The 25,493-nt window shown below is 35.6% G+C and carries 29 protein-coding genes; 7 read left to right on the forward strand and 22 right to left on the reverse strand.

Translation table 11 applies throughout. The features are described from left to right. Nucleotides 1-115 precede the first annotated feature (115 nt). The 3 genes from lepA to gpr form a co-directional block, all read right to left on the reverse strand. Nucleotides 116-1,939 carry an elongation factor 4 gene (gene lepA / locus MHH42_RS21910; protein WP_001030961.1) on the reverse strand — a complete coding sequence of 608 codons (1,824 nt, stop codon included), beginning with the start codon at nucleotides 1,937-1,939 and terminating at the stop codon, nucleotides 116-118. A 210-nt stretch (nucleotides 1,940-2,149) separates the two neighbouring features. Continuing rightward, complete coding sequence (locus MHH42_RS21915; protein WP_016109110.1) at nucleotides 2,150-2,515, reverse strand: YqxA family protein; 366 nt, start codon at nucleotides 2,513-2,515, stop codon at nucleotides 2,150-2,152. After that, on the reverse strand, nucleotides 2,512-3,615 hold the full coding sequence (gene gpr / locus MHH42_RS21920; RefSeq protein ID WP_000662628.1) for a GPR endopeptidase: 1,104 nt from the start codon (nucleotides 3,613-3,615) through the stop codon (nucleotides 2,512-2,514). The genes MHH42_RS21915 and gpr overlap by 4 nt, the downstream gene beginning before the upstream one ends. Before the next feature lie 181 nt (nucleotides 3,616-3,796). Here gpr and rpsT point away from each other — a divergent pair, with 181 nt between their 5' ends. Then, nucleotides 3,797-4,054: a 30S ribosomal protein S20 gene (gene rpsT, locus MHH42_RS21925; RefSeq protein ID WP_001274011.1), complete on the forward strand. Its 258-nt coding sequence runs from the start codon at nucleotides 3,797-3,799 to the stop codon at nucleotides 4,052-4,054. An 83-nt stretch (nucleotides 4,055-4,137) separates the two neighbouring features. Here the strand turns inward: rpsT and holA are convergent, their stop codons facing one another. Next, nucleotides 4,138-5,148, reverse strand: coding sequence for a DNA polymerase III subunit delta (gene holA, locus MHH42_RS21930; RefSeq protein WP_001279927.1), 1,011 nt, complete (start codon nucleotides 5,146-5,148; stop codon nucleotides 4,138-4,140). A 347-nt stretch (nucleotides 5,149-5,495) separates the two neighbouring features. Between holA and MHH42_RS21935 the strand changes: the two genes are divergently transcribed. Beyond that, nucleotides 5,496-5,630 carry a YqzM family protein gene (locus MHH42_RS21935; RefSeq protein ID WP_000997609.1) on the forward strand — a complete coding sequence of 45 codons (135 nt, stop codon included), beginning with the start codon at nucleotides 5,496-5,498 and terminating at the stop codon, nucleotides 5,628-5,630. 31 nt (nucleotides 5,631-5,661) lie between these two features. Here the strand turns inward: MHH42_RS21935 and MHH42_RS21940 are convergent, their stop codons facing one another. From MHH42_RS21940 to MHH42_RS21950, 3 genes are all read right to left on the reverse strand, one after another. Further along, nucleotides 5,662-7,983: a DNA internalization-related competence protein ComEC/Rec2 gene (locus MHH42_RS21940; protein ID WP_016109111.1), complete on the reverse strand. Its 2,322-nt coding sequence runs from the start codon at nucleotides 7,981-7,983 to the stop codon at nucleotides 5,662-5,664. Nucleotides 7,984-7,997: 14 nt separating this feature from the next. After that, nucleotides 7,998-8,555, reverse strand: a complete 558-nt coding sequence (locus MHH42_RS21945; RefSeq protein ID WP_000439772.1) for a ComE operon protein 2 — start codon at nucleotides 8,553-8,555, stop codon at nucleotides 7,998-8,000. Between the two features lie 63 nt (nucleotides 8,556-8,618). Next, on the reverse strand, nucleotides 8,619-9,215 hold the full coding sequence (locus MHH42_RS21950; RefSeq protein ID WP_340894115.1) for a helix-hairpin-helix domain-containing protein: 597 nt from the start codon (nucleotides 9,213-9,215) through the stop codon (nucleotides 8,619-8,621). Between the two features lie 77 nt (nucleotides 9,216-9,292). Between MHH42_RS21950 and comER the strand changes: the two genes are divergently transcribed. Further along, entirely contained in the window at nucleotides 9,293-10,120 is an 828-nt protein-coding gene (gene comER, locus MHH42_RS21955; RefSeq protein ID WP_001020545.1) for a late competence protein ComER, read from the forward strand. A gap of 271 nt (nucleotides 10,121-10,391) precedes the next feature. After that, nucleotides 10,392-11,854 (forward strand): IS1182 family transposase gene (locus tag MHH42_RS21960; RefSeq protein ID WP_375166148.1). Its coding sequence is split into 2 segments (ribosomal slippage): nucleotides 10,392-10,953 and nucleotides 10,953-11,854, totalling 1,464 coding nucleotides; the frame shifts between segments, so codons are not numbered across the junction. Nucleotides 11,855-11,884: 30 nt separating this feature from the next. On the opposite strand, the gene MHH42_RS21965 is transcribed toward MHH42_RS21960, so the two are convergent. The 8 genes from MHH42_RS21965 to MHH42_RS22000 all read right to left on the reverse strand — a co-directional run bounded on the left by MHH42_RS21965 (nucleotide 11,885) and on the right by MHH42_RS22000 (nucleotide 17,017). Further along, a complete protein-coding gene (locus tag MHH42_RS21965) occupies nucleotides 11,885-12,634 on the reverse strand; it encodes a class I SAM-dependent methyltransferase (protein ID WP_000873061.1) in 750 nt (249 codons plus the stop codon). Next, complete coding sequence (rsfS, locus tag MHH42_RS21970; protein ID WP_000653199.1) at nucleotides 12,631-12,987, reverse strand: ribosome silencing factor; 357 nt, start codon at nucleotides 12,985-12,987, stop codon at nucleotides 12,631-12,633. Before rsfS ends, MHH42_RS21965 begins: the two co-directional genes overlap by 4 nt. Next, the gene (gene yqeK, locus MHH42_RS21975; RefSeq protein ID WP_001078252.1) at nucleotides 12,984-13,553 is read right to left on the reverse strand and encodes a bis(5'-nucleosyl)-tetraphosphatase (symmetrical) YqeK; all 570 of its coding nucleotides are present in this window, start codon (nucleotides 13,551-13,553) and stop codon (nucleotides 12,984-12,986) included. Before yqeK ends, rsfS begins: the two co-directional genes overlap by 4 nt. Next, on the reverse strand, nucleotides 13,543-14,112 hold the full coding sequence (locus tag MHH42_RS21980; protein ID WP_001226034.1) for a nicotinate-nucleotide adenylyltransferase: 570 nt from the start codon (nucleotides 14,110-14,112) through the stop codon (nucleotides 13,543-13,545). The genes yqeK and MHH42_RS21980 overlap by 11 nt, the downstream gene beginning before the upstream one ends. A 138-nt stretch (nucleotides 14,113-14,250) precedes the next feature. Continuing rightward, complete coding sequence (gene yhbY, locus MHH42_RS21985; RefSeq protein ID WP_000955228.1) at nucleotides 14,251-14,544, reverse strand: ribosome assembly RNA-binding protein YhbY; 294 nt, start codon at nucleotides 14,542-14,544, stop codon at nucleotides 14,251-14,253. A 4-nt stretch (nucleotides 14,545-14,548) separates the two neighbouring features. Continuing rightward, nucleotides 14,549-15,379, reverse strand: coding sequence for a shikimate dehydrogenase (gene aroE, locus MHH42_RS21990; RefSeq protein WP_000812081.1), 831 nt, complete (start codon nucleotides 15,377-15,379; stop codon nucleotides 14,549-14,551). A gap of 15 nt (nucleotides 15,380-15,394) precedes the next feature. Beyond that, on the reverse strand, nucleotides 15,395-16,501 hold the full coding sequence (gene yqeH / locus MHH42_RS21995; protein ID WP_000140803.1) for a ribosome biogenesis GTPase YqeH: 1,107 nt from the start codon (nucleotides 16,499-16,501) through the stop codon (nucleotides 15,395-15,397). A 3-nt stretch (nucleotides 16,502-16,504) separates the two neighbouring features. Then, nucleotides 16,505-17,017, reverse strand: coding sequence for a YqeG family HAD IIIA-type phosphatase (locus MHH42_RS22000; protein ID WP_000765312.1), 513 nt, complete (start codon nucleotides 17,015-17,017; stop codon nucleotides 16,505-16,507). 246 nt (nucleotides 17,018-17,263) lie between these two features. Between MHH42_RS22000 and MHH42_RS22005 the strand changes: the two genes are divergently transcribed. Further along, nucleotides 17,264-17,419 (forward strand): sporulation histidine kinase inhibitor Sda, encoded by a 156-nt coding sequence (locus tag MHH42_RS22005; protein ID WP_000850093.1) that lies wholly within the window; start codon nucleotides 17,264-17,266, stop codon nucleotides 17,417-17,419. Between the two features lie 138 nt (nucleotides 17,420-17,557). Here the strand turns inward: MHH42_RS22005 and MHH42_RS22010 are convergent, their stop codons facing one another. Both MHH42_RS22010 and sigK read right to left on the reverse strand, forming a co-directional pair. Further along, entirely contained in the window at nucleotides 17,558-18,346 is a 789-nt protein-coding gene (locus MHH42_RS22010) for a phosphatidylserine decarboxylase (protein ID WP_001254986.1), read from the reverse strand. 294 nt (nucleotides 18,347-18,640) lie between these two features. Further along, nucleotides 18,641-19,354 carry an RNA polymerase sporulation sigma factor SigK gene (gene sigK, locus MHH42_RS22015; RefSeq protein ID WP_000051382.1) on the reverse strand — a complete coding sequence of 238 codons (714 nt, stop codon included), beginning with the start codon at nucleotides 19,352-19,354 and terminating at the stop codon, nucleotides 18,641-18,643. A 260-nt stretch (nucleotides 19,355-19,614) separates the two neighbouring features. Here sigK and MHH42_RS22020 point away from each other — a divergent pair, with 260 nt between their 5' ends. After that, on the forward strand, nucleotides 19,615-19,845 hold the full coding sequence (locus MHH42_RS22020) for a hypothetical protein (protein WP_000667452.1): 231 nt from the start codon (nucleotides 19,615-19,617) through the stop codon (nucleotides 19,843-19,845). Nucleotides 19,846-19,888: 43 nt separating this feature from the next. On the opposite strand, the gene MHH42_RS22025 is transcribed toward MHH42_RS22020, so the two are convergent. From MHH42_RS22025 to MHH42_RS22035, 3 genes are all read right to left on the reverse strand, one after another. Beyond that, nucleotides 19,889-21,385 carry a YcdB/YcdC domain-containing protein gene (locus tag MHH42_RS22025; RefSeq protein WP_139138346.1) on the reverse strand — a complete coding sequence of 499 codons (1,497 nt, stop codon included), beginning with the start codon at nucleotides 21,383-21,385 and terminating at the stop codon, nucleotides 19,889-19,891. 88 nt (nucleotides 21,386-21,473) lie between these two features. Further along, nucleotides 21,474-21,623, reverse strand: coding sequence for a 50S ribosomal protein L33 (gene rpmG, locus MHH42_RS22030; RefSeq protein WP_001265617.1), 150 nt, complete (start codon nucleotides 21,621-21,623; stop codon nucleotides 21,474-21,476). A gap of 144 nt (nucleotides 21,624-21,767) precedes the next feature. Then, nucleotides 21,768-22,394, reverse strand: a complete 627-nt coding sequence (locus tag MHH42_RS22035; protein WP_070173785.1) for a nitroreductase family protein — start codon at nucleotides 22,392-22,394, stop codon at nucleotides 21,768-21,770. Nucleotides 22,395-22,743: 349 nt separating this feature from the next. On the opposite strand from MHH42_RS22035, the gene MHH42_RS22040 reads away from it, so the two are divergent. Beyond that, a complete protein-coding gene (locus MHH42_RS22040) occupies nucleotides 22,744-23,394 on the forward strand; it encodes a GTP pyrophosphokinase (protein WP_000456209.1) in 651 nt (216 codons plus the stop codon). Nucleotides 23,395-23,422: 28 nt separating this feature from the next. On the opposite strand, the gene MHH42_RS22045 is transcribed toward MHH42_RS22040, so the two are convergent. Further along, nucleotides 23,423-23,890 carry a hypothetical protein gene (locus MHH42_RS22045; protein WP_001210411.1) on the reverse strand — a complete coding sequence of 156 codons (468 nt, stop codon included), beginning with the start codon at nucleotides 23,888-23,890 and terminating at the stop codon, nucleotides 23,423-23,425. Between the two features lie 54 nt (nucleotides 23,891-23,944). Beyond that, nucleotides 23,945-25,330 (reverse strand): alkaline phosphatase, encoded by a 1,386-nt coding sequence (locus tag MHH42_RS22050; protein ID WP_016109114.1) that lies wholly within the window; start codon nucleotides 25,328-25,330, stop codon nucleotides 23,945-23,947. Between the last annotated feature and the right edge of the window lie 163 nt (nucleotides 25,331-25,493).

Here is a 25,493-nt window from a genome sequence, read left to right on the forward strand (position 1 = left end):
CTCTGTATGAACTAAAAAGCTCTCTCACTATTGTAAATGAGAGATACTAAGATGTCTAAAAAGTAATGATACAGAAAAAAAGAAGCCGCATAAACGACTCCTTCTTTATTTTATATTAGTTGTCATCCATTTTCAGTACAGCCATGAATGCCTCTTGCGGTACTTCTACAGAACCAACAGACTTCATACGTTTTTTACCTTCTTTTTGCTTATCAAGAAGTTTACGCTTACGAGAAATGTCACCACCGTAACATTTTGCAAGTACGTTTTTACGCATCGCCTTAATTGTAGAACGTGCTACAACCTTGTTTCCAATAGTAGCTTGAATTGGCACTTCGAACTGTTGTCTTGGAATCAATTCTTTTAATTTCTCTACGATTACTTTACCACGGTCATACGCTGAATCACGGTGCACAATGAATGATAAAGCATCCACTTGTTCATTATTTAAAAGAATATCCATTTTCACAAGTTTAGACGGTTTATAACCAATTAACTCGTAGTCAAATGATGCATATCCTTTCGTATTTGATTTCAATTGATCGAAGAAGTCATATACGATTTCTGATAACGGGATTTCATATGTTAATGTAACACGCGTTTCATCTAAATATTGCATATCAATAAACGTTCCACGTTTACCTTGGCAAATTTCCATTACAGCTCCAACATAGTCATTCGGAACCATAATTGAAGCTTTAACAAACGGCTCTTCTACACGATCGATAGACTGTGGATCTGGCATATTAGATGGATTATCAACAATAACATCTTCACCGTTTGTTAAATAAACTTTATAAATAACGCTTGGCGCTGTTGTAATTAAGTCAATCTTAAATTCACGTTCAATACGTTCTTGAATGATTTCCATGTGAAGTAAACCTAAGAATCCACAACGGAAACCAAATCCTAGCGCTTGAGATGTTTCTGGTTCAAACTCAAGAGCAGAATCGTTTAACTCTAATTTTTCTAACGCATCACGTAAATCGTTATAACGAGCAGAATCAATTGGATACAGCCCACAGAATACCATCGGGTTTAATTTACGGTAACCTGGTAACGCCTCTGCAGCCGGACGTTTCGCATGTGTAATCGTATCCCCAACACGTGTATCACCTACGTTTTTAATAGATGCTGCTAAGAAACCTACATCACCTACAGTTAACTCATCACGCTGCGTTGTTTTCGGTGTAAATACACCTACTTCTGTTACTTCAAACTCTTTACCAGTTGCCATCATACGTACTTTATCGCCAACTTTTACCGTTCCGTTTACAACACGGATATATGCAATTACACCACGATATGGATCATATAAGGAATCGAAAATCATACATTGTAACGGCTCTTCTGAATCACCCGTCGGAGCTGGTACTTTTTCAACGATTTGTTCTAAAATGTCCTCAATACCAATGCCTGCTTTTGCCGAAGCAAGTACAGCTTCCGATGCATCTAAACCGATTACATCTTCTACCTCTTGACGTACGCGTTCTGGATCCGCACTTGGTAAATCGATTTTATTAATAACTGGTAAGATTTCTAAATTATTATCAAGCGCTAAATATACGTTTGCTAATGTTTGCGCCTCAATCCCTTGCGCTGCATCAACAACAAGAATTGCACCTTCACAAGCCGCTAAACTACGAGATACTTCGTACGTAAAATCGACGTGTCCTGGCGTATCGATCAAGTGAAGAATATACTCTTCACCGTCTTTCGCTTTATACGTTAATTGTACTGCATTTAATTTAATTGTAATACCGCGCTCACGCTCTAAATCCATAGAGTCAAGCAACTGAGCTTTCATTTCGCGCTGTGTTAACGCGTTTGTTTTCTCCAAAATACGGTCTGCCAACGTTGATTTCCCGTGGTCAATGTGAGCAATGATGGAGAAGTTACGAATTTTGGACTGTCTTTTTGCTCTTTCTTCTTTATTCATCTATGTTCTCAACTCCTAATAGTCTCGCCAATATACACTAGCACTGATTATATCAATAGAGCAGCAAAGATTCAATGAAAACTCGTGCTGCTTACAAGACAAATCATTCTATCTATATCTTATGCGAACAAACCATAAGAGACAAACCTTTTTCAAATTAAAAAACGGCTGTCGTACAAAACGATAAGACAACCGTTCTTCCTGCTACTCTTAGCTAAAAATCTCTTTCACTTTCCCAACAACTATATCCGTTCCAAACTTTGTTATTTCATAAGCAACACTTGCTATCGCCATACCAATTCCTTCTACGACATTAAAACTTCTTAAAATTTCTAATTGTTTTTGTTTCTCAATAGTTGAAAACGAACTTCCCAAAATTTCTGATTCAGCACTCGCACCCTCTGTCCCTGTCATATGAGCTATTTGTTCATACGACAGCTGCTGATAACCTTTCATACTTTTCAAACCATGATTAGCAAGCGCAACTCCTGCTATCATCATAAGTAAACATAAAACTGTACTACATATACACAGAAGTGCAAAACGACTTAAACTATCATCGTCTCTCCCCCTCAATGTGTATATGCTCCTGTATTATCTTGGTCAATTTGATGATGCAGCGCTGCATTTAACCCACTCGCTATTACATTTGCCATATCCTCTATAAAAGCATCTACTTCTTTTGGGGTCACCATTAAATTATGACCGAGAGGAGACAGTACTTCATAGATCAATTTTCTTTTTTCTTCTTCTTCCAACGTACCAATAGCACCTAAAAACATATTCCGACTTTTTTCATCCGGCATATCTTCTTCTGTTAATTTTTTCTTTTCTCCGAATGAAAATCCCGCTGGTAATAAAGACCGTGACGGCTTATGTCCCTCTTTCATCTCTCTTCCAAAGTGCTTCAAAATAAAATCGATCGTATCACTCGTAATAGAAACTGCGTCTACTACAGTTGGAACACCAATCGCAATAACAGGGATTCCTAATGTTTCTTTACTTAGCTCCTTACGTTTATTCCCAACACCAGATCCAGGATGAATCCCTGTATCCGAAATTTGTATCGTACTATTTACACGTTCAATAGAGCGTGCAGCTAACGCATCAATTGCAATTACAAAGTCTGGCTTCGTCTTCTCAATGATTCCATAAATAACATCGCTCGTTTCAATTCCTGTAATTCCCATTACTCCCGGACGAATTGCACTAACAGGCCTAAAACCTTCTTCTATACTTTCAGGCTGCAATTGAAACAAATGTCTCGTTACCAATACGTTTTCTACAACTATCGGTCCAAGTGCATCCGGTGTTACATTCCAATTCCCAAGACCAACAATTAAACAGCTCGCTTCTTTTGTAACGCCAACCTCTTCTAAGAAATAAGAAAATTCTTTCGCAAAAATACGCTCTACCTTTTGTTGCAGTTCCGTATCTTGTTGACGTATACCTTGCACTTCAAGCGTTAAATAATTTCCAGGTTTTTTACCCATCGATTCAGATGCAACTTCATCAATTGTGACTTTTGTAATTGTAATACCCTCTTCTTCCCTCTCTTTTACAATAACTCCTTGTACCCCTTCTTGTTCTTCTTGGCGTTCTTGCAACATTTGATGCGCTTCTACAGCAAGGTCAGTTCTAACACTATATTTACTTAAATCTAATGGTTCTTTCATCGTATCTCCTCCGTAATTCATAGTAAATATCGTTAGATTTCCCAAAGTTATATAAGGTCATTCTTTCCTTTACGTGAAATTTCATTGATATACTATTGCAATTCTCTTCACCGTTTGATAGAATATCACTTGTTCTATGTTAAGAATCGAGTCATTCGATTGCACCAGGGAGGTGAAAAGTATGGCAAACATCAAATCTGCTATCAAACGCGCTAAACTTAGCGAAGAGCGTCGTGCACATAACGCTTCTATCAAGTCTGACATGCGTTCTGCTGTTAAAACTGTAGAAGCTTTAGTTACTAATAACGATCTTGAAAATGCTAAAGAAGCTTTCAAAACTGCTTCTAAAAAACTTGACAAAGCAGCTCGTAAAGGTCTTATCCACCAAAACGCTGCAGCTCGTCAAAAATCTCGCTTAGCGAAACAAGTAAACGCGTAAGGCGTTTAAAAAACGATCCATTTGGATCGTTTTTTTATATACAAAAAAGTTCACGTAACAAGTACATGAACTTTTTTGTATCACTACATATGATTTAGCCGCAGCAGGAAAAACTCAAGCACAAGTTTCTTATCCATTTTCCCCGTCTTCATACTATAATCAGCTTCCGCTAATTCTATAATAACTTTTTTTAATTCTTCAAAAGAGAAAAACTTCGTTTGATTCATCGCCAACTTTACACGATACGGATGTACACCAATATGAGACGCGATTTGATTTTGTCCGTAACCACGTTGTTGCAACTCTTTCACTTGATGCAGCAAGCGGAATTGACTCACTAATAACGCAAGCAATTTAATCGGTTCTTCCTGCTGCGTAAATAATCCATCTAAAATTTGCATTGCACCCGCAATATCCTTTTTCACTACTTTTTCTGTCAAAGCAAATACATTTTGCTCCACAGACTTCGGCACAAGCTCTGTAACAAGTTTTGGTGTAATCTCTCCGCCCATACCAACGTATAACGTTAACTTGTCCATTTCCTTCGCCAACATCGTTACATTACTTCCCACAAGCTCTAATAACAAACTAACAGCTGCATTATCAATATGCACATGTACTTCATCAGCACGAGCACCAATCCATTTCTGAACATCTTGCACTTGCATCGCATTCGCTTCTACTACATCCGCTGTTTTCTTTAATAGTTTTGTAATTTTTTTTCGTTCATCGAGTTTTTCGTAAGGCGCAACAAAAACAAGAATAGAAAATGGAGAAGGTTCACCAATATATTCTTCTAAAATTTTTATATTTTGTTCTAACTTTTCTTTTTGTGAAGTTAAAAAAAGTGGTGATTTCATTAATAGTACTTTCCGTTCCCCAAAAAAAGGAAGTGTACGCGCATCCTCAACCACATCTTCTAAATACGATTCTTCCAAATCGTATGTCACAACATTAAATTCTCGATCTTCCTCTTCAAGTGCTTCTGTTGTAATAAGCTTTATTGTTTCATTTATAAAAAACGCTTCCGTTCCATACAGTAAATATAACGGAGCAAACTGCTTCTTTTTAATTTTTTTATGTATATCACTCATACTTTTTTCCTACTCCCTAACTTGGCAATATATATTTATACTAATGCCCTAGCTTTTGTTTTACAAGTACAAAGGAACAGGCTTTACAACCCGCCCCTTTATTTATATTAAACGCCACGCAATAAGTCCCGGGTTTCTTATTGGTGTGCGGTAATCACCTTCCCTTTATTATTCACAATAAAAATCCGAGTATAAGTGCCAACTCTTAACATGCTTGGAAACGAAAAACTCATGTCACTTAACGAACTAGAAAGTAGTAAAATACTCGGTTCCTCTTCATATGGAAATTGTAGATTTTTTTCTGACAATATTTTATACTAAAGTGGAATGTTGGGGAGGGATTCTAAATGAATGATTTTGAACAAAATGTTCAAAGTAAACGCAATGACGCTATTGATTCAGGGGTAGGATTTATCGTCTCATTTGGTTTTTTCGCAACACTTTTCATTATTGCAACTGTTATTAAATTCATCGGTTCTTAAAGGCTGCCATTTCATGGCAGTCTTCTCTTTTTCATCTATTATGTATTTCATCATATGTGATTTTACTTTTAAAGGTTCCGGTTTCCCCTTTAAAAACATAGGAAATAGCACCTTGTTTATCCGTTCGCCATATTTCAGTACCCATCTTCTCAAAACGCTCTATCACCTCCTTATCCGGATGTCCATACCTATTCCGTTCTCCCACAGAAACAATCGCTATACTAGGCTGTATAAGCCTCAAAAAAGGTGCTGTAGATGACGTTTTACTCCCATGATGCGCAACTTTTAAAACATCCGCCCGTAAATATGGATATGTCGATGCTAAAAGTTCCTCTCCCTCTTCTTCTAAATCACCTGTAAACAGCCATGTTAATCCTCCTAATTTGGCCCACATTACAATTGAAGAGTTATTTTCACTTTTTTCTTTCCCTTTCGGAGCTAGTATAAAAAATTCCGCTCCATTTATACTCCAACACTCCCCTTCTTCCACTATACTTATTTTCACTTCTTTTTCTAATGCTTTTTTCTTTAACACCTTTTCTAATACTGTCTCTTGTTTCTTTTGACCAAATACAACTTCTTTTACAGTTATATACGATAATAAATCCGATGCGGCACCTATATGATCCGCATCTCCATGCGTTATGATTAATTTATCAATTGTTTTCACACCTTCCTTTTGCAAAAAAGGAACAAGAATATCGTGACCAACAGAAAATTCATGCTTTTTCCGTTGCCATTCTTCTTTATTTATCCGAAGTGTTCCACCTGTATCAATAAGATAAACCCCTTTATCATATGGAAGTCGAATTAATATTGCATCACCTTGTCCAACATCAATAAATGTCACACTCCCACTCTCGCGAAAATACGGGTATACATAATGACACGTGCTAATAAAAAGAAAGCCACTCATGACTATGAACACAATTTTTTTCGGCATCCCTCTTTCCAAGACGATCAATATACTAATAATTATCACACAATATACAACTATAAGAAGTATGGGTGTTTGCCCGAAAACTAGGCGGGTAAACGGTAATCTTTCACAGTAACTTAGTAAATTATTAGAAATAATTAAACCTACTGACAGTACATTCGCAAGTCCTTTTGCGAGAAATGGGATAATTGGTATAAATACCAGAATAATAATACTACATGGTAATACAATTATAGATAAAAATGGAACGTATATGAAGTTGAGGAAAATACTATATGGAGAAAAATAACCAAAATGATATAACAAAATCGGGGTACTAACGAGCTGCGAGATAATAGAAATATAAATAGCATTTCGAATTACTCCATTACTATGCCTTAGTAGTATCGGAGCAGATAAAATTAAAGCGAAACTACCTACAAATGAAAATTGAAATCCTATATTAAAAACAAGATATGGGTCGTATATAAGCATACATATAGCCGTTATACTTAAGGCATCTAAACTAGATAAGCGAACAGAACAAATGAAAGCAACCAACAATAAAACACCTGTTATAGAAGCTCTTATAACAGATGGTGATGCGCCTGCTATAATCATGTACACTGGAATACAAACAATTAGAAATACTGTCGCCATCTCCTTCGTCACACCACTTCTCAGTAAAACAAAGTAAACTATCACCATTAACAGAACAATATGCGACCCTGAAATCGCCAATAAATGCACAAGACCAAATTGCTGATACTGTTCTTCAACTTCAAACGTCATTTGTTGTCGGTCACCAAATAATAATGCATTCATAAAAGCACCTGATTGCTCTGGAAACATTTCTGTAACTTTAAAGATTATGTGCTGCCTATAAAAAAGAATCCATTGCACAAATGATAATGATGTTTTTTGGCACTCAGAAATATATGTAGCATGGAATATAAAATGAATATTTTGTTTATATAAATAATCTCGGTAATCAAAACCATGAAAATTCCGAGCAGTTTGCGGTTCTTTCCTCTCACCTTTGAATACACAGGATACTCCCGCATATAATTGTTGTAATTGTTTCTTTTCCAAGGCTGATTTCATTTTGTAACTTAACTGCACTGTATTTTTATTCTGATCTTCAAATTGAAAAGATAGGCGATCCCCATTAATAAGAGGTGTATTTTGTATCACCCCTCTTGTAGCTTCATAGGGCTCCCCTAGAGGCTTATTTTGTCCTTGAACACACGAAGTGTACATAGCACCACTAAAACACGCTATCATACAAAAAATGAAGGTTTTACGCGAAGTACGATATAAACAGAAGAAAACATATAAAACGAAACAACAAGCAATCCATAAAAATGACAAGGAAAAGGCGATTGCAATCCCCATTATAAAAGAGATTGCAATATAGCCCCATTGTTCATGCAACTTATACTCACTCCTTATAGCATCATTTTTGCTTTCGTGAATACATGCTGTAATTCTTCCATTGATAAATTATCTTTTTCGAAAGACGCAAATAATTCTTTTAACTCCGTATAACGTTTTTGCTCCTCTAATGCAGCAATATCATATTCTAGTGGAACGTGCTTCACTGTTACATTCGCTTGTTCAAATAACTCTATGGCGTATGGATGATTTTTATAATCCTGCGCATAATAAACCGCTGTAATACCACTTTGAATAATTGCCTTACAACATTGTAAACAAGGGAAATGCGTAACGTAAATTTCTGCTTCCTCTGTTTTCGCACCAAACTTGGCACATTGTAATAAAGCATTCATTTCTGCATGAATTGTACGAACACAATGATTATCAATGACATAGCATCCATCATCGATACAATGCACCCCACCTTTAATTGAACCATTATAGCCGCCAGCAATAATCCGCTTGTCACGAACGATTGTTGCCCCTACTGCAAGTCTTGTACATGTACTACGTAAAGATAACAAATGACTTTGCGTCATAAAATATTGATCCCACGAAATTCGTTCCATATTTTTCACCTTCTTTTTTGTCTACTTGTAGTGTAGCGAATGAAGAAAAACTTCGTCAATCTTTTACGGAATAATAATTTGATCTTTTATTTTTTCCAAAGACTTCACACCAATCCCATCAATCTCTAATAAATCTTCTATTTTCTGAAACGGACCATGTTCCTCTCGATATTTCAAAATACTTTCCGCTTTTCGAGAGCCAATGCCTGTGATTTTTTCAAGTTGCTCTTTAGAAGCTGCATTTATTTGAACTTTCCCTTCCCCCTTTGAAGAGGTAGCCACATCTTGCACTTGCTCATTTTTATTGGGTACATAAAGAATCATTTGGTCTTGTACAATTTGTGCTAAATTCACCTTCTTTATATCTGCCTCGGGCAAAAAACCACCCGCCTTTTCAACGGCATCCTTGAACCGATCCCCTTCTTTCATTTCATACACCTCCTCTTTAACAACGGCCCCTTTCATATCAATTAGTATTTTTTTCTGTTCCTTTGCATCTAATATTTTCGGTTTACTTTTTTTCTCTACATCTTTCGCCTGAACATCCGTTGCAATGACCGATCGCTCTGTATGCTGGTTTGTTTTCCAGAAAAAAAGAAAAAGTACAGTTACAATAATAGCTACTAACCCCAACCATTTTTTCGGAAAATCCCACATCATTTTACACCTCTAATCATAAATTTATAACATCATTCATATTGTTTAGGAGAAAGCTGTTACGAAGGAGGGATGAAACATTGAACATAGGAATTATAGGGACAGGAAACATGGGGAATATACTAATCGATGCATTTTTAGAGACCCGTGCTGTCAAACCTTCGTGCCTTACAATCATTAATCGGACGCCTGCCAAAGCATATCATATAAAGGAAAAATACCCTTCTATTCATATAGCCAAAACAATCCCAGAAGTACTCGAACAATCACAACTTATTTTTATTTGCGTTAAACCGAAAGATATATACCCTATCCTACAAAAATATGCTGAATATTTTTCTGATGAAAAGTGCTTAGTTTCTATCACAAGTCCAATATCTCCATCACAATTAGAGACACTTGTACCTTGCCACGTCGCACGTATCATTCCGAGCATTACAAACCGCGCCCTATCTGGCGCATCATTATTTACATTTGGAAGTAAATGCTCTGAAGAGTGGCAACAAAAACTACTTCGGCTATTCAAAAAAATTTCTACTCCACTTGTAATAGAAGAAGATATAACGCGCGTTTCATCTGATATAGCAAGCTGCGGCCCTGCATTCTTTAGTTATTTATTACAATGTTTCATTAACGCTGCTGTAGATAAAACAAATATTACACATGAAGAAGCTACTACTTTAGTAAGTGAAATGGTCGTTGGAATGGGGAAATTACTTGAAAAAGAGATTTTCACATTACCTACCTTACAAGAAAAGGTATGTGTCAAAGGCGGCGTTACAGGAGAAGGTATTCTAGTTTTAGAAGAACATGTTGGAGATATGTTTCATAAATTAATCGAACGGACACACGAGAAGTTTGATGAAGATTTAAAATGCGTTGATCAGCAATTCAATAAACACACATAATAAATACGCCATCGCCATTCCAAATCCTTTTTATTAATACGTATCTTTTTTATGCTACATTTTCACTAAAACTAGCATTTTTGTACTTTACATGTATCATCTTTTTAATATTCTAGAAATAAAATCAAATCTTTTCTAAAAAAACAAAAGCAACCTTATCGGTTGCTTTTGTTCAGGCTGTGGAGAAAGTCTTCTCCACAGCCTGTTTATGTGTCTGAACCTCTTTTTATGTGTCAACACTGATAAAAAAGAGGTAAAGGAGAGATTTTTTATGATGGGTGCTTTAAAAAATCATCGTGATGAGCGTGTATCCGTTTCTGTAGAAGAATTAGTTCCGCAAGACCATTTCCTTCGTGCGATTGAAGCGACAATCAGTTTTGATTTTATTGAGGAAAAGTTACGCCCTTATTACTGTGAAAACAATGGTCGTCCGTCAATTCACCCTATCGTTTTATTTAAGATGATGTTTATCGGATATTTTTATGGTATTCGTTCAGAGCGACAATTGGAAAAGGAGATCAAAACGAATATTGCCTACCGTTGGTTTCTAGGTTTTTCTCTATCAGATACAATTCCAGATCATTCTACAATCAGTTGGAATCGCCGTACTCGTTTCATTCATACAAATATTTTCGAAGAAATTTTTGATGAGATTGTGAGTCAAGCGACCGAGCACCGTATGGTGGGAGGACGTGCGTTGATGACAGATTCTACACACATTAAGGCGAATGCCAATAAAAATAAATTTGTACATAAATATAAAAAAGAAAAGGCAAAGTTCTATATAGATGAACTAGAAGCTGCGGTAATCGAAGATCGTGAGGTACATGGAAAAAAGAATTAAGACCTAGAAAGGAAAGTGATACCCCCACTAAAAAAACTCGTATCAGTACAACGGATCCAGATAGTGGATTTTTAATGAGGGATGGAAAACCGAACGGTTTTCATTTCTTAGATCATCGTACGACTGATGCGAAATATAATATTATTACAGATACCTATATAACGGCTGGAAATATGGCGGATTCCGAGCCGTATTTAGCACGTCTACAAGCTCAAACTAATAAATTCGGATTCAAAGTTGAAGCTGTAGCTCTTGATGCAGGCTATTTTACAGGTTATATCTGTAAGAAACTATCAGAACAGAATATATTTATGGTGATGGGGTATCGCCGATTTGGAAAGCGAAATAAAGACGTTCCGAAAAGCCAATTTAAATATGTAAAAGAAATGAATGTATTTGCTTGTCCGATGGGATGTATTTTAGAATATACGACAACGGATCGCGAAGGATATCGTCAATATAAATCAAATCCAGAAGACTGCGCTGTTTGTCCGCTACGTGAGGTATGCTTTTCAAAAAAACAAAAACAAAAAGTTATCACTCATCATATATGGGAAAAATATAAAGATATCGCTAGAAAAAACAAACTAACAGCTACAGGGAAAAGACTGTATAAAGTACGCTGTTCAACTATAGAGCGAAGCTTTGCGGATGCCAAAGAACTACATGGCTATCGATATGCTCGGTTTCGAGGGCTGAAGTCTGTCCAAATGCAAGCTTACCTCACCGCAGCTTGTCAAAACATGAAAAAAATAGCCCTTCACCTAACCAAAAAGGGTCTGGTGGAGGGTTGTTTTTCTAAAATTTATTATTTTATATTGTTTTCATTTACTAAAATTAAAAAGGATTGCAGAATGTTGGGAACCCTAAAGGGTTTCCCAACACTCTGAACAAAAGCAACCTTATCGGTTGCTTTTGTTTTATCCATTCTTCTTCGCCATAAAAAAGATGCGCTCTGTTTGTTCTGTCACTTCAATTCGTTCAAAGTCTCCTGTGACGCGAAGCACTGTAAATCCAGCCTCTTCAAGCCATTTCGTTAATTCTTCAACCGAATATGCTCGTTGCACGTGACATTCATCAAAACGATGATATACATCTTCTTCTGGATCTTGTACAAAGAATGTCAAATCATGTTCCACACTATTGGATTCTTCTCCAGGGAAACAGTTCCAAATAAGTGATATTTCCTCGCCATTCACTGTATATGTTTCATTTTGAAATACGTGATGTATTTTATATAAAGAGTGTACGTCGAATAAAAACAAGCCATCTTGACGTAAATGATGGAAGACTCTTCTAAACGTTTCTTGCACTCCATCTTCTTGCAATACATAGTTTAACGAATCACAAAAGATTGTTACACAATCAAATTCACCAGGAACATCAAGTTCTCTCATATCTTGTTGGTAAAAAGGAAGAAAATAACCTTCTCCTCCTAATTTCTGCTGTGCGACAGTTAACATTTCTTCTGAAAGATCGACACCAGTTAAATCATAACCTTTTCGCATAAGCGGTAGTGTTACGTTACCAGTTCCACATGCTACATCAAGAATTTTTGCCTCTTTCATGCCCGCATGCTGCAAACTTTCCTCTGTGAACTCTACCCATTTATCATACGGGACATCATTCATCAGTTCGTCATACAGTAATGCAAATTGTTCGTATTTCATTGATCTAACTCTTCAGTAATATCTTCACGTGGTACATCGCCCCATAGACGCTCTAAATTGTAGTGATCACGCTCATCTTTATGGAATACATGAGCAACCACATCACCAAGGTCTACTAATACCCAACGAGCCTCATCAAAACCTTCCATACGTTGTACATTAATTTCGAATTCATGCGCCTTCGCTTTAATTTCACGCGCAATTGCTTGCACCTGTTTATCAGAGTTTCCGTGACAAATAATGAAATAGTCTGCAATTGGTGAAATCCCTTGCATATTTAGTACAACCATATCTTCTGCTCTCTTATCATCAGCTGCTTTTGCTGCTAATACTAATAAATCTTTATCTTTCATTTAATAATTTCCTCCTTGATAACTGCATTGTATGTTTGGAATGTTAATGGATAAATCGTTTGATCTTTTTCCATTAAAAATTGAATTGTTCGCTTTAAAGCAAACAGTAACGCTTGATTTATATCTTTATATGCGAGTTTTCTCGCTTCTTCTACACCAGGAAACTTACGCCCCGGCTCAATGTAATCTGCTACATAAATCACTTTATCTAACATCGTCATTTTCTCATGACCACTTGTATGGTATGTAATAGCTTGCAAAATTTCAGGATCCGTAATGCCTACTTCTTTTTCTACTAAGTATGCCCCAACAGGTGCATGCCATAACTCTTTGTTATAGTGAAGTAGATCCTTCGGCAAACCTTCCCTCTTAATAATCTCTTCCATTTCTGAAATCGCTCTACATTTTGCATAATCATGAAAGATAGCAGCTGTTTCTGCCTTTTTCTCATCTACATCATATAAACGAGCCAGTTCAATCGCTGTTTCCATTACACCTATTGTGTGTACATAACGCTTTTCATGCATTTGTTGTTTGACAATATGAAGTGCTTCCTCACGATTCATACAACCCATTCCTCTCGATATATACCTGTACTTTTTCCGGAAGTAAATATTTGCACGTTTTCTTCTCCATATACCTCTCACGTAACAAAGAAGAAGAAACTGCAAACTCTGGAATTTCCACTTTTACAATATTATAAGGCGTATGCAATGTATAACCTGGTCTCGTAACTCCAACGAAAGTTACAAGTGTAAGTAACTTTTCAATGTTATACCACTTTGGCAAATACTCAACCATATCTCCACCAATAATAAAGTGGAACTGCACATCCGGATACTTTTCCGTTAATTGTAACATAGTGTCATACGTATAAGATGGGCCTTCTCTGTTTAGCTCTTCTAAACAAATTGAAAAGTATGCTTCTTCCTCAGTCGCAAGCTCTAACATCTTTAAACGACTTTCTACACTTGTAATATTCCGCCCTTGTTTATGTGGCGGAATTTGATTTGGCAGGAACCATACTTCTTCCAAGTCCAAAGCGTGATATACTTCATTTGCAATTAGCAAATGCCCATAATGAGGCGGATCAAATGTACCGCCAATGATGCCAATTTTTCTCAAAAGAAACGCCCCTTCCTTTTACATACAGCAACTCTCTTCCTATCAATTCGAAGAGAGTTCACTGTTAATAAAAGTTCAATTGGTTTCGCTCTCTACATCATTAAGCACTAGCAATAAAAGTACCGCATGCTAATCTTTTTATCGAGGAAGCTTAATTTGTTTATTTTCTCTTGATTCTTTATATAAAACAATTGTGCTTCCAATTACTTGAACGATTTCAGCACGTGCACCTTGTGCAAGTTCTTCTGCAACTTCACGACGATCGAATTCACAATTTTGTAGCACGCTCACTTTAAATAATTCACGAACCTCTAATGCTTCTCCAATTTGTTTCACCATATTTTCATTTACGCCGCCTTTTCCAACCTGAAAAATTGGTGTTAAATGATGTGCCTGTGCACGTAAAAATCTTTTTTGTTTTCCTGTTAACATATAATTAGCCTCCAAGCTTTCTCATTACTAATTGTTTCATTCTATCAATATTTGGCACGCGTCCTGTCCACATTTCAAATGCAAGTGCCCCTTGATAAACAAACATATCAATACCATTTTGAATGATTGCACCTTGCTCTTTTGCCTCACATAAAATTTTCGTTTCAAATGGATTATAAATTATATCTGATACAATTGTTCCTTCTTTTAACGAACAAATTTGTAATGGCGTATGTTCGACATGCGGATGCATACCTCTTGTTGTCGTCTGAATGATAATATCATAATTCCCTTGTTCTTCTGTCGCTTTTTCTAACGATAAAGCAACAGAATGAACATCAGCCGCACATGCAGCAATAAGTTCTTTCGCCTTATCGACTGTACGATTTGCTACATCAATTTCTTTCACACCTACATCAGCAAGAGAAAAATAAATAGCTCGGCTAGCACCACCAGCGCCAAGTAATAAAATACGTTTCTCTTGAAGTGGTTCACTACTAATTGACTGTAAGGCTCGGACAAAACCGATTCCATCTGTATTGTAGCCAATTAATTTTCCATCCTTATGAACCACTGTATTTACTGCACCAATTTGCCTTGCTAGTGGGTCAATCTCATCCAAATAATCCATAATAGCAACTTTGTGCGGAGTTGTTACATTAAATCCTGAAATACCTAACGCTTTTAAACCTCTTACTGCTTCCCCTAGCCCTTCTTCTACAAGAAACGCATGATAATGGGCATCCATATTCAAGTGTTCAAATGCATCGTTATGCATAACGGGCGATAATGAATGTCCAATTGGATTTCCGATTACACCATATAATTGTTTCATAAATCCCTCTCCATATTAAATTAAAGATTTACGCAATGAAACACTTACTCCTTTTGGTACGTGAGCAACAATTTTTGCTCCTGATTCGTTTACAGTAACCCATCCTAATCCAGAGAATACAACGTCCGTTTTCGGTTCACGAATATTAAACTCGTATTTCACCAGCTCAGGCATATTTTCTAATTCTTCTGGTGTTGGCGGGCTTAGTAAATCTCCGGCATGATTTTTATACAATTCATCTGCTTTCTCAAGCTTTGTACGATGAATTGTTAAACGATTTGAGAAGTGACAAGTAAACGCACGACGACCACCACTTACATAATCAAAGCGTGCCAATCCACTAAAGAATAATGTTTGTTCCTCATTTAATTGGAATACCATCGGCTTAATTTCTTTTGTTGGTGTAATAAGCTTTAAGCTTTCCTTTCCAACATAATGAGCCATTTGATGGTGGTTAATAATACCTGGCGTATCATATAAAGAAGATTCTTCGTCTAATGGAATATCAATTAAGTCAAGTGTTGTTCCTGGGAAATGAGATGTTGTAATTACATTTTCAGTCTCATCACTAAATTCTTTAATCATACGATTAATAAATGTAGATTTTCCTACATTCGTACATCCAACAACGTAAACATCTTTGCCGTCGCGATAATACTCAATAGCATCCGCTAATTCAGCAATCCCTTGTCCCTTCGCTGCACTAATTAAAAAGACATCCTCTGGCTTTAATCCTAACTGCTTTGCACTATAGCGCATCCAATGCTTTACTTTATCATGTTTTACTGACTTAGGAATTAAATCCGCCTTATTTCCTACAAGTAATACTTTATTATTTCCTACGAAACGATGTAAGCCAGGTAACCAGCTACCATTAAAATCAAAAATATCTACAATCTTGACTACTAATGCATCTGACCTTCCAATTCCATTTAGAATGCGTAGGAAGTCATCATCTGTTAGCGATACATCTTGAATTTCATTGTAATGTTTCAAGCGAAAACAGCGTTGACAAATCACTTGCTCTTTTTCTAAAGATGAGGCAGGCGCATACCCAACTTCATTTTTATTTTCTGTTTGAATTTCTACACCGCAACCAATACATTTAATTGTTTCAGTCAAACTTTATTCCTCCCAGTTAATTAAACCTTTTTTCTTCATATTTTTCATAATTCTTCGTTCAATTTTTCGATTAAAGCGAGTCACCAATCCATCCGTTTGCGCTACTGGCACAACTAAGATTGTATGAAGTCCTACACGATTCCCACCAAGCACATCTGTAAGCAACTGATCCCCAATTACTACAACTTCATCCGGCTGCAGGTGCATCTCTTGTATCGCACGCTTAAATGCACGAACAAATGGTTTACGTGCACTATGAATAAATGGAATATTTAATGGATCAGCAAAGTCTTTCACACGTTGCTCATTATTATTCGAAACGACCGTTACTTGAATGCCTTGCTCTTTCATTTTTAAAAACCACTCTTCAAGTTGCGGCGTTGCATTTGGACGATCCCATTCAATTAACGTGTTATCTAAATCAGTAATAACTCCTTTAATTCCACGTTTTTTCAAATCTTCTGGTTGAACATGATATACATTTTTCACATATTCATTTGGTAAAAATAATTTCAATTTCTTTCACCTCTTTGAGGATTTTTCATAAAATTTTTCGACAACATTTTTCGATATACAACCTGTGGATAAAATTGTACACACTTTCCACATTAATTTTTCAGTCAATTTGGAATTTACTAACAATCTATACACAATTTATCCACTGTGGTATGTGGATAACCACTTGTTTGTGACTGTCATATTTTTTTGGTACATTAAATGCAACAACGAATCAATCCTTATATTATTAGGAGGTGACTCACCTTGAAAACAAAACATATGGAACAGTTATCTACTGAGTTACTCACTGAGTCTTATTATAAAGCAAAAGAACTAAAATTAAATCCCGACTTCATTTTACTTATAAAACAAGAAATTATTAGACGCTCATTAGAGGACAAGCTTGCCAAATCTTCTTGAGTATATATAGATTACTAATAACCTGTAAAAAGAGCCATCCTACGATGGCTCTCGAATAAACAAGTACTCCCATCTAGGGGATTTCATCATTAAGCATCTTTGTCCATAACTCTTATTTACGATTATAAAATCTTCTCTTTACTTGTGAGTTAATCGAGTAGCAATTTTTTCACCGAGACGAAGTTCTTGTCCGCTCTTCAAATTCTGCACTACTTCTATCATATCTTTTTCAAACAATAATACAACTGTTGAACCAAATGTAAAGTATGCCATTTCTTCACCTTTTTGAACAGTACTTCTTTCATGCAAAAGCTCAATACTATTAACAAACATAGCCCCTACTTTTACAAGTGCCATATGTTCGCCGTCACTATTCACTTCTGTAACAGAACGATAATTTTTTGACAGTGGTTCTTTACCGTATTCCATACCAGCTGCATTTACCGGATATGATTTTCTACCGAGTACAAATCTTTCAGTCACAGCCCCAGAAAGTGGACTATGAATGCGATGATAATGACTTGGACTCAAATAAATGACCATGTATGTACCGCCTGCATATCGCTTTGCACGTTCTTCATTACCTAGCATATCCACAATTGAATAACGCTTACCTTTAATATCAAATGTTTTTGTATCCTCAATAGGACCGTGGTCAGCAAAAACACCATCAACAGGGCTCACGATACTCGATGTATCTGTATCAATACTACGCTTTCCTTCTTTTAGCCTACGCGTAAATAAGTCATGCAATGTTCTATATTCCTTCAAACCCTTTTCCATCTCATCTTGATTAATTTGAAAAACTTTCGCATATGATGGAATTATGATGGAGCTCAAACGAGATTGTGCAAATTTACGTAATATATAAGAAGTAAAGCGACCATTTGTAAGTTCTATCATAAGTCGATATAATGTACGTCGCAAATTGCGAAACCTCCTAACCAGTCTATAACTTTAGTTTTCCCTTATTTTCTTTCTATATCATATGTAAAACTGGTTCTTATTCCCACATATCATATAGAACTGTTCATTATGCAAATCGAAAACTAAGTTAAGTATGGTATTATTCTTAAATTGTTTAGCACCCTCTAATATTACAGATAGAATCCGTCATTTTCAACAGTGAACATGTATTTCTTCTTAATACAACTCGTTTTCTTTCCTTATTTACAAAAAGAAAAGCAGCCCATTTTAAAATTTGGCTGCTTGCAATGCACATTATTCTTTCGCTTTTTTCTCTTTCTCTGCTCTTACAAATTCATGGAACATTTTCATTAACGCACGCTTTTCAATTCTTGATACGTAGCTCCTTGAAATACCAAGTGCCTTCGCAATCTCCCGCTGCGTTTTCTCCTTATCAAGCCCAAGTCCAAAGCGCTTTACGATAACTTCTTTCTCTCGTTCGTCTAAAATATCGATATACTCTTTAATCTTTTCTAACTCCATACTAAGCTGAATCATATCAATTACATCTTCAGACTCAGATTTTAATATATCAATAAGCGATATTTCATTCCCCTCTTTATCTTGCCCGATCGGATCATGAAGTGAAACGTCTTTTTTCGTTTTCTTTAGTACACGTAAATGCATCAAAATTTCGTTTTCAATACAGCGTGCTGCATACGTCGCAAGCTTTGTTCCTTTCCCTGCTGAATAACTCTCAATTGCTTTAATGAGCCCAATTGTACCAATTGAAATTAAATCTTCTGCATCTTCTCCTGTGTTTTCAAATTTTTTAACGATATGAGCTACAAGCCGTAAATTATGTTCAATTAAAAGATTTCTCGCTTGAGCATCACCTTGCTCCATTAACTCTAAGTACTTTCTCTCATCATCTGATGATAACGGCTGCGGGAACGCATTGTTCTTCACATAAGAAACAAAGACAAACACTTCTCGAACCATATATCCAATTGCGGCGAATAGACTCAAACCTTTCACCTCCGCCAAAATAGTGGTCTTTATTATGTGTATGTGGGCGTGAGGTTGTTTGTGTCTGTACGATATCATTCCAATATGTTTTTACGCATAATATTTGTCTCAAAAAGCTTTGCTACATATACTTAAACAAAAGATTGGAGAGTGGAATATGAAACATTTCATTACCCTCTTGTTCATAAGTAGCTGGTAAGAGATGAACTCCTTGTACGCTCTTGCAAGCTACTTGTACTACAAGGAGGGATTATACAAATATGAAATTTGAAAGAACACGTGCTTATACAAGGCACCAACGTCAGCGTACGATGCGCCGAAAGATGATTATCGTAAAACATGCATGGGGACATACACCTAAAACAGCTGGTATTTTTGCAAAAGGAAAAATTCACTGTTCCTGTGGAATGTGCACAACAAAGTGGAGAACAGAAGGACCACCTGCTAGTGTACAAAAGTGGTTATACAAAATCGATATATACGAAGAATAAATCGTTATTTCTAAAAAAAGGTCTTCTCTCGAAGACCTTTTCCTTATTCACTCCAAATTTTCTCCCCAGTATGCGCATCAATATAACGAATTTCTCGACTACAATCGAAGGATTCTTTATGATTTTCATCCGTTGTTTGTTTATACAGTAGTACGTAGTTCGTTTCCTCTACATCATTTTCTAAAAACCATTCTAAATTCACTCGCATGGCCCCTCTGTATATTTCTAGCGCTTTTTCTTTTGTTATTTTTATTGTTGTTTCATATGTAAGTAATTCTTTTATAAATTTGCTAGACTCTCCGGAGTAGTGCATCACAGCACCATTTTCTGCATTGATATTGACTCTAAATTGGTTATACTCTGCTGGAATACCATTCACATATACGGAAAAGGTAAACCTTTCAATCCCATCTTCTGCTTCTTCACGTTCTTCCCAAAGACGTAGATATTGTGTGACATCTGGAATAACTTGTTCCAAAAATTGAAGTGCTTTTTGTATGCATTCCTCTCTAGACAGTATTTGCTTTACTTCATTATCGTCTGTCAGTTTTATAAAACCAGTTAATTCATTGGTAGATTTATCAATCATAATGCCAACAAAATTATTATATTTTAACATCGGTAAATGCTTTTTAAAAAATTCATTCATTAAATATGGATTCTTTTCTTCTTTCTGTTTCTGTAATTCCTCTTTCGGAACAAATTTCATCCTTATTTCATAATCATTTTCCTTCTCAGCAACTTTTGTAAAATTTTCTTTATCCCAATCAAACAAATCGAATATATCATCTTGTCGAATACCTTTTTTCGGGTTTTCAACAGCTACAGTTAGAGGCAATTTATAATGATCTGTTCCAAACAAATCTTTACCTGTACTTGCATCAATAAACGCATGACTAGGTTCTGGTTCATATACAAGATGATACCCTTTTACTTCCTCACCATTTTCATATTTACATGAAGAATGTGTTAAATCTACAAATACAAGTCTCATATCTTGTCTAGCTTTCAGATTTTCTAAAACGACGTTCTCCTCAACAATTTCACTTGGCCATAACGGTTTTTTCTCAATAGCTTTTTGTCCATTATAACGAAAATGTACAACATTGCCTGAAGGATGAACTCGCACAACACACCCTGCATTCGGTAATGGGTAGCCATTCACTTCTTGCATATAATTTACTTCTTTCCACCCACGCCTGTCATCCTTAACCGTTATATATGTATAAAACTCATATCCTTCTTTTGTATATTTTTTTAAGAATGCATTTGCAATCTCTCTTGCTTTATTCTCATCTATCGCTTCCTTACCACTCGAAAAATAAATTTCATCATCTATACTAAATTCAATTAAATTACCAGTATGTCTATTCAACGTAATTTGTATCGTTCTCTCCTCATCCTCTTTATGCTCCCACCATACTAGATGATATGGGTCATCCACACCTTCTTGATCATCTACAACAAGCCTATATTCATCTGGAATGTCAATCATATGAGCCACTTGCTCTTTTCTTTCTTTATCTTTTTGATTCATCATACCTCTCCCTGCGTTACAATTTAAGGTAATTATAACAAACAAATCCAAAACTTATTAATAAAAAAAGACTAGAGAAATCTCTAGTCTTTTACTTCGTTTCACGATGTAACGTTACTCGCTTTAATCGTGGACAATATTTTTTTAGTTCGATGCGCTCGGGATTGTTTCGTTTATTTTTTTTAGAAATGTAATTACGATCACCGCACTCCGTACAAGCTAATGTAATATTTACACGCATATGTAATTCTCCTCTCTTTCAAAGATTGCAACTAAAACGTAATGATTACGATTTATATATTATATAACTTCATTCTATTTGTCAATCACACAACAAAAGGATTCTAAATAGAACCCTTTTGTTTTTAGTAATCTATCATTTTGATTAAAACGATTCGTATGTAACGAACTCGCTAATTGGCTTTCGATATCCTCTAGGACGAATTTTAGTGGTATCACTTTTCCCTATCGTAACCATTAAAACAGGTACTATATGCCCTGGCATATTCAACTCATTTTGTACTGCTTTTTCATCAAAACCAATCATTGGACACGTATCATAGCCGTAATATTTAGCAGCGTACATAAAAGTCATTGCGCTTAACGAAGCATTTCTAATCGCTTCCTCTTCCATGAAGCGCTCTCCTTTTCTTTCATATAACCCTTTCGTTTGCCTAATTGTATCTTCATATTCACATTCATCAATCATTTTTAAAACCTTCATACCAAAATAAATATTTTCAACATTTTGATACGCTCTCTTATCACCACAAACAAGCACTACAGCAGATGCACTCGCTACTTTATATTGTCCGAAAGCTAATTCTTTTAATTTTTCTTTTCGCTCTTGATCACGAATTACGACATAATGTGCATGTTGCAAATTATAACAAGAGGGGGAAAGCTTTGTTAACTCAAATATTTTTTTAAAATCCTCATCAGGGATTTCTATGCCTTGTATAAATTTCATTGCGGAACGCCTAGCAGTTGCCAATTCTTCAAAGTTCACCATATATCCTCCTTAATAACTATAAATTTAAATATACATTAAATTATACAAATGAATAAATCAAATTAAAACACTTTAAATTACAGATAATAATTATGATTTACAAAAAAAGACAAAAAGCTGAAACAATTAGTTCATACGAAATTCACATGAATCTATTACTATAGAAGTTGTACATAGTGAATTTATTAACAATCACGTTTACTCATATAGAATCTCACTCGAAAGGAGTTGAAAGTATGAAAACTAAATATCGTTTTATGATCTCATCATTTGCTGCTTGCGCTTATATGATTTGGTATTTAGTATAAATAACAACCTCACTTGTAAATAGGAAAAGGTGTGTATATAAATGGAATATAATCAATCAACAGTCAACTACTGGAAAGCTTTTGTATTACCGTATACATTTGCTTTAGAAGAGTTAAAAACAAAATTTGAAATTATGAACCGGGAAGCTCAATTTTTAGAGGATTACAACCCGTTTGAACATATAAAAACTAGACTAAAACAACCTGAAAGTATTATAAAAAAGCTAGAGCGAAAAAACTTATTGCCAACAATTGAAAATGCTCAAACAAATTTGCAAGATATCATTGGTATTCGTATTACATGTTGCTTCGTAGAAGACATCTATCATTTAAAAGAAGTAATTCAAAAGCGTGAGGATATGGAAGTCATAGAAGTAAAAGATTATATCGCTAACCCAAAAGGAAACGGATATAAAAGTTTACACATGATTATTAAGTATCCCTTATCACTAAATTCTGGTACAAAAGATGTATTTGCAGAAATTCAGTTACGTACACTTGCAATGGACTTTTGGGCAAGTTTAGAACATAAACTTTATTATAAATATGAAGGAAATATACCTGAATATTTAAAAGATGAACTACATGATGCAGCAATGAAAGCTGAAGATCTTGATAATAAAATGGCAACCATTCGCCAAGATATTGATGACATTGAAGCATGCTCAAATCAAATTCTGTTACCACTATAAAAAAGGTTCTCTTCAAGGAGAACCTTTTTTATTTCTTCTCTATCGTGCGGACCTCTTCGATCTTCCAGGTCTCATCTTCTTTTCCAAGCGCATACTGTACTTTCTTTTGAATAGCAATTTCCCCATCTAATTCTTTTTCCTTTGTTTCAACAATGATATATCCTGCTTTACTAGCTTTCATATCTATATGTTCCAATTCAATTTTTTTATTTCCTTTTTGAAAAGCTGCTTCTTTTTGTGTTTTTAAGTCTTCGGCACTAGGTAGCTTCTTTGAAAATAACTCCATATGTTCAGCAAATTTTCGTTCATTCGTCGTCCGTACAAATGCCTCAATAACATCTTGAATAGACTGTTCTTCCTCTTTCGTTATCTGTACTTTTTCTTCAGTTTTTTTCGTAGTAGGTTTTTGTTCTATATTATTCTCTTGAGGTTGACATCCAACTAGCAATAATACAAAGAATAGAAGAAAACTTAAATTCCGTAAAAAAAATCTCATCTGTCCATCTCCTAAAAAGAAAAGTGAGGCATTTTGCCTCACTTTCGTTCATAATTAGCGTCTTCCTTTATTCGGGTCGCCACCACCAACAATATCAAAGACACGTTTCGCTATATTTGTATTCTCTTGAACACCGGAGAATAAGTATTTACCTGGTCCAAATGCATATACGTTTACATCTTCACCTGTATGTCCACCTGTTGTCCACCCTGTAACCGAACGCTTATTGAAGATATCTTCAATCGCATTATCAATCTTCGTTACATCTTTTGATGGAGCTATATCATTTACAGCTTTAATTTCTTCTGGTGTTAATTGTAAATCGATATATTTTTTCAATGTTTCTTCTACATTTGCACCTTTTGCAATCTCATTTGCCATAAAGTCTGGTGTACGTTTTGCAGCTTTAATTGGATCTACTTTAAAGTTGTACTCACCATTCGCACCTAGAGATAATCCACCTGTAGCGTGGTCTGCGGTTGCAACGACTAACGTATTTTTATCTTTTTTCGCAAACTCAATCGCTGCTTTAAATGCTTTTTCAAAGTCCTCCATTTCACTCATTGCACCGACAATATCATTATCATGCCCAGCCCAGTCGATTTGACTTCCTTCAACCATTAAGAAGAAACCATCTTTGTTTTTGTTTAAACGTTCAATTGCTGCATTCGTCATTTCTTCTAGTGAAGGTGTTTTCTCATTGCGATCAATCATTTTATCTAAACCGCCTGGTGCAAATAAACCAAGGATTTGATCATTTTTATCATTTAACAATTGATCTCGATCTGTTACGTAGCTATAACCAGATTTCTTAAACTCTTCTGTAAGATTACGATCTTTTCTAACAAAGTTCTTTACACCGCCGCCAAGCATAACATCAACTTTATGCTTCCCTTTAATTTTTTCATCAAAATAATCATTTGCAATTACGTCCATATTTTTACGGCTAATATCATGAGCACCGAAAGCAGCTGGTGTTGCATGTGTAATTTCAGAAGTCGCAACAAGTCCCGTTGATTTCCCTTTTTCTTTCGCTTGTTCAAGAACAGTTTTCACTTCTGCTTTATCATTATCAACCGCAATTGCCGCATTATATGTTTTAATCCCTGCTGACATAGCTGTTGCCGCTGATGCAGAGTCTGTAATATTTTCATGTTCATCTTCCGGATATGTTTTTTGTGTTCCTACAAGATGCTTATCAAATTCTGTAGATTCCATCTCGAATGTTTTTGGATTATCCTTCATATAACGATGAGCCGTCATATATGAAGGACCCATGCCATCTCCAATTAACACAATAACATTTTTAATCTTTGCATTGTTTCCGCTCTCATCTGCATTAACCTCACTAGAACGTGTAAAATTCCATGTTGCTACCGAAGTAACTGCTAACGACGCCACAACTGCAAATGGCCATGCTTTTTTTACAAACTTTTTCACTGTCTTGTCCCCCTAATTAGGTTATTCATTTCCCACTATCAAATTTAATAGAAGACTGTTAAGGGAAAATTAGTTATATGTAAATTTTTTGTTAACTTATGTAAATATAAGTTATAATTTGTATAAGTTTGTCTTTTCATATCAAGCATCGTTCCCTTTACAA

It is taken from the genome of Bacillus sp. FSL L8-0099 (genome assembly GCF_038006385.1).
Taxonomy (GTDB): Bacteria; Bacillota; Bacilli; order Bacillales; family Bacillaceae_G; genus Bacillus_A; species Bacillus_A toyonensis.

Excerpts from the sequence above, each read along its gene's own strand:
- gpr (WP_000662628.1), bottom strand. The coding sequence starts at position 3,615 with ATGAAAGAACCATTAGATTTAAGTAAATATAGTGTTAGAACTGACCTT.
- rpmG (WP_001265617.1), bottom strand. The coding sequence starts at position 21,623 with ATGCGTGTAAATATTACATTAGCTTGTACGGAGTGCGGTGATCGTAAT.
- rpsT (WP_001274011.1), top strand. The coding sequence starts at position 3,797 with ATGGCAAACATCAAATCTGCTATCAAACGCGCTAAACTTAGCGAAGAG.
- MHH42_RS22045 (WP_001210411.1), bottom strand. The coding sequence starts at position 23,890 with ATGAGATTTTTTTTACGGAATTTAAGTTTTCTTCTATTCTTTGTATTA.
- lepA (WP_001030961.1), bottom strand. The coding sequence starts at position 1,939 with ATGAATAAAGAAGAAAGAGCAAAAAGACAGTCCAAAATTCGTAACTTC.
- MHH42_RS21950 (WP_340894115.1), bottom strand. The coding sequence starts at position 9,215 with ATGATGTGGGATTTTCCGAAAAAATGGTTGGGGTTAGTAGCTATTATT.
- MHH42_RS22040 (WP_000456209.1), top strand. The coding sequence starts at position 22,744 with ATGGAATATAATCAATCAACAGTCAACTACTGGAAAGCTTTTGTATTA.
- holA (WP_001279927.1), bottom strand. The coding sequence starts at position 5,148 with ATGAGTGATATACATAAAAAAATTAAAAAGAAGCAGTTTGCTCCGTTA.
- MHH42_RS21965 (WP_000873061.1), bottom strand. The coding sequence starts at position 12,634 with ATGAAATACGAACAATTTGCATTACTGTATGACGAACTGATGAATGAT.
- rsfS (WP_000653199.1), bottom strand. The coding sequence starts at position 12,987 with ATGAAAGATAAAGATTTATTAGTATTAGCAGCAAAAGCAGCTGATGAT.
- yhbY (WP_000955228.1), bottom strand. The coding sequence starts at position 14,544 with ATGTTAACAGGAAAACAAAAAAGATTTTTACGTGCACAGGCACATCAT.
- MHH42_RS21935 (WP_000997609.1), top strand. The coding sequence starts at position 5,496 with ATGAATGATTTTGAACAAAATGTTCAAAGTAAACGCAATGACGCTATT.
- MHH42_RS21945 (WP_000439772.1), bottom strand. The coding sequence starts at position 8,555 with ATGGAACGAATTTCGTGGGATCAATATTTTATGACGCAAAGTCATTTG.
- MHH42_RS22025 (WP_139138346.1), bottom strand. The coding sequence starts at position 21,385 with ATGATGAATCAAAAAGATAAAGAAAGAAAAGAGCAAGTGGCTCATATG.
- aroE (WP_000812081.1), bottom strand. The coding sequence starts at position 15,379 with ATGAAACAATTATATGGTGTAATCGGAAATCCAATTGGACATTCATTA.
- yqeK (WP_001078252.1), bottom strand. The coding sequence starts at position 13,553 with ATGAATCGTGAGGAAGCACTTCATATTGTCAAACAACAAATGCATGAA.
- MHH42_RS22035 (WP_070173785.1), bottom strand. The coding sequence starts at position 22,394 with ATGGTGAACTTTGAAGAATTGGCAACTGCTAGGCGTTCCGCAATGAAA.
- MHH42_RS22020 (WP_000667452.1), top strand. The coding sequence starts at position 19,615 with ATGAAATTTGAAAGAACACGTGCTTATACAAGGCACCAACGTCAGCGT.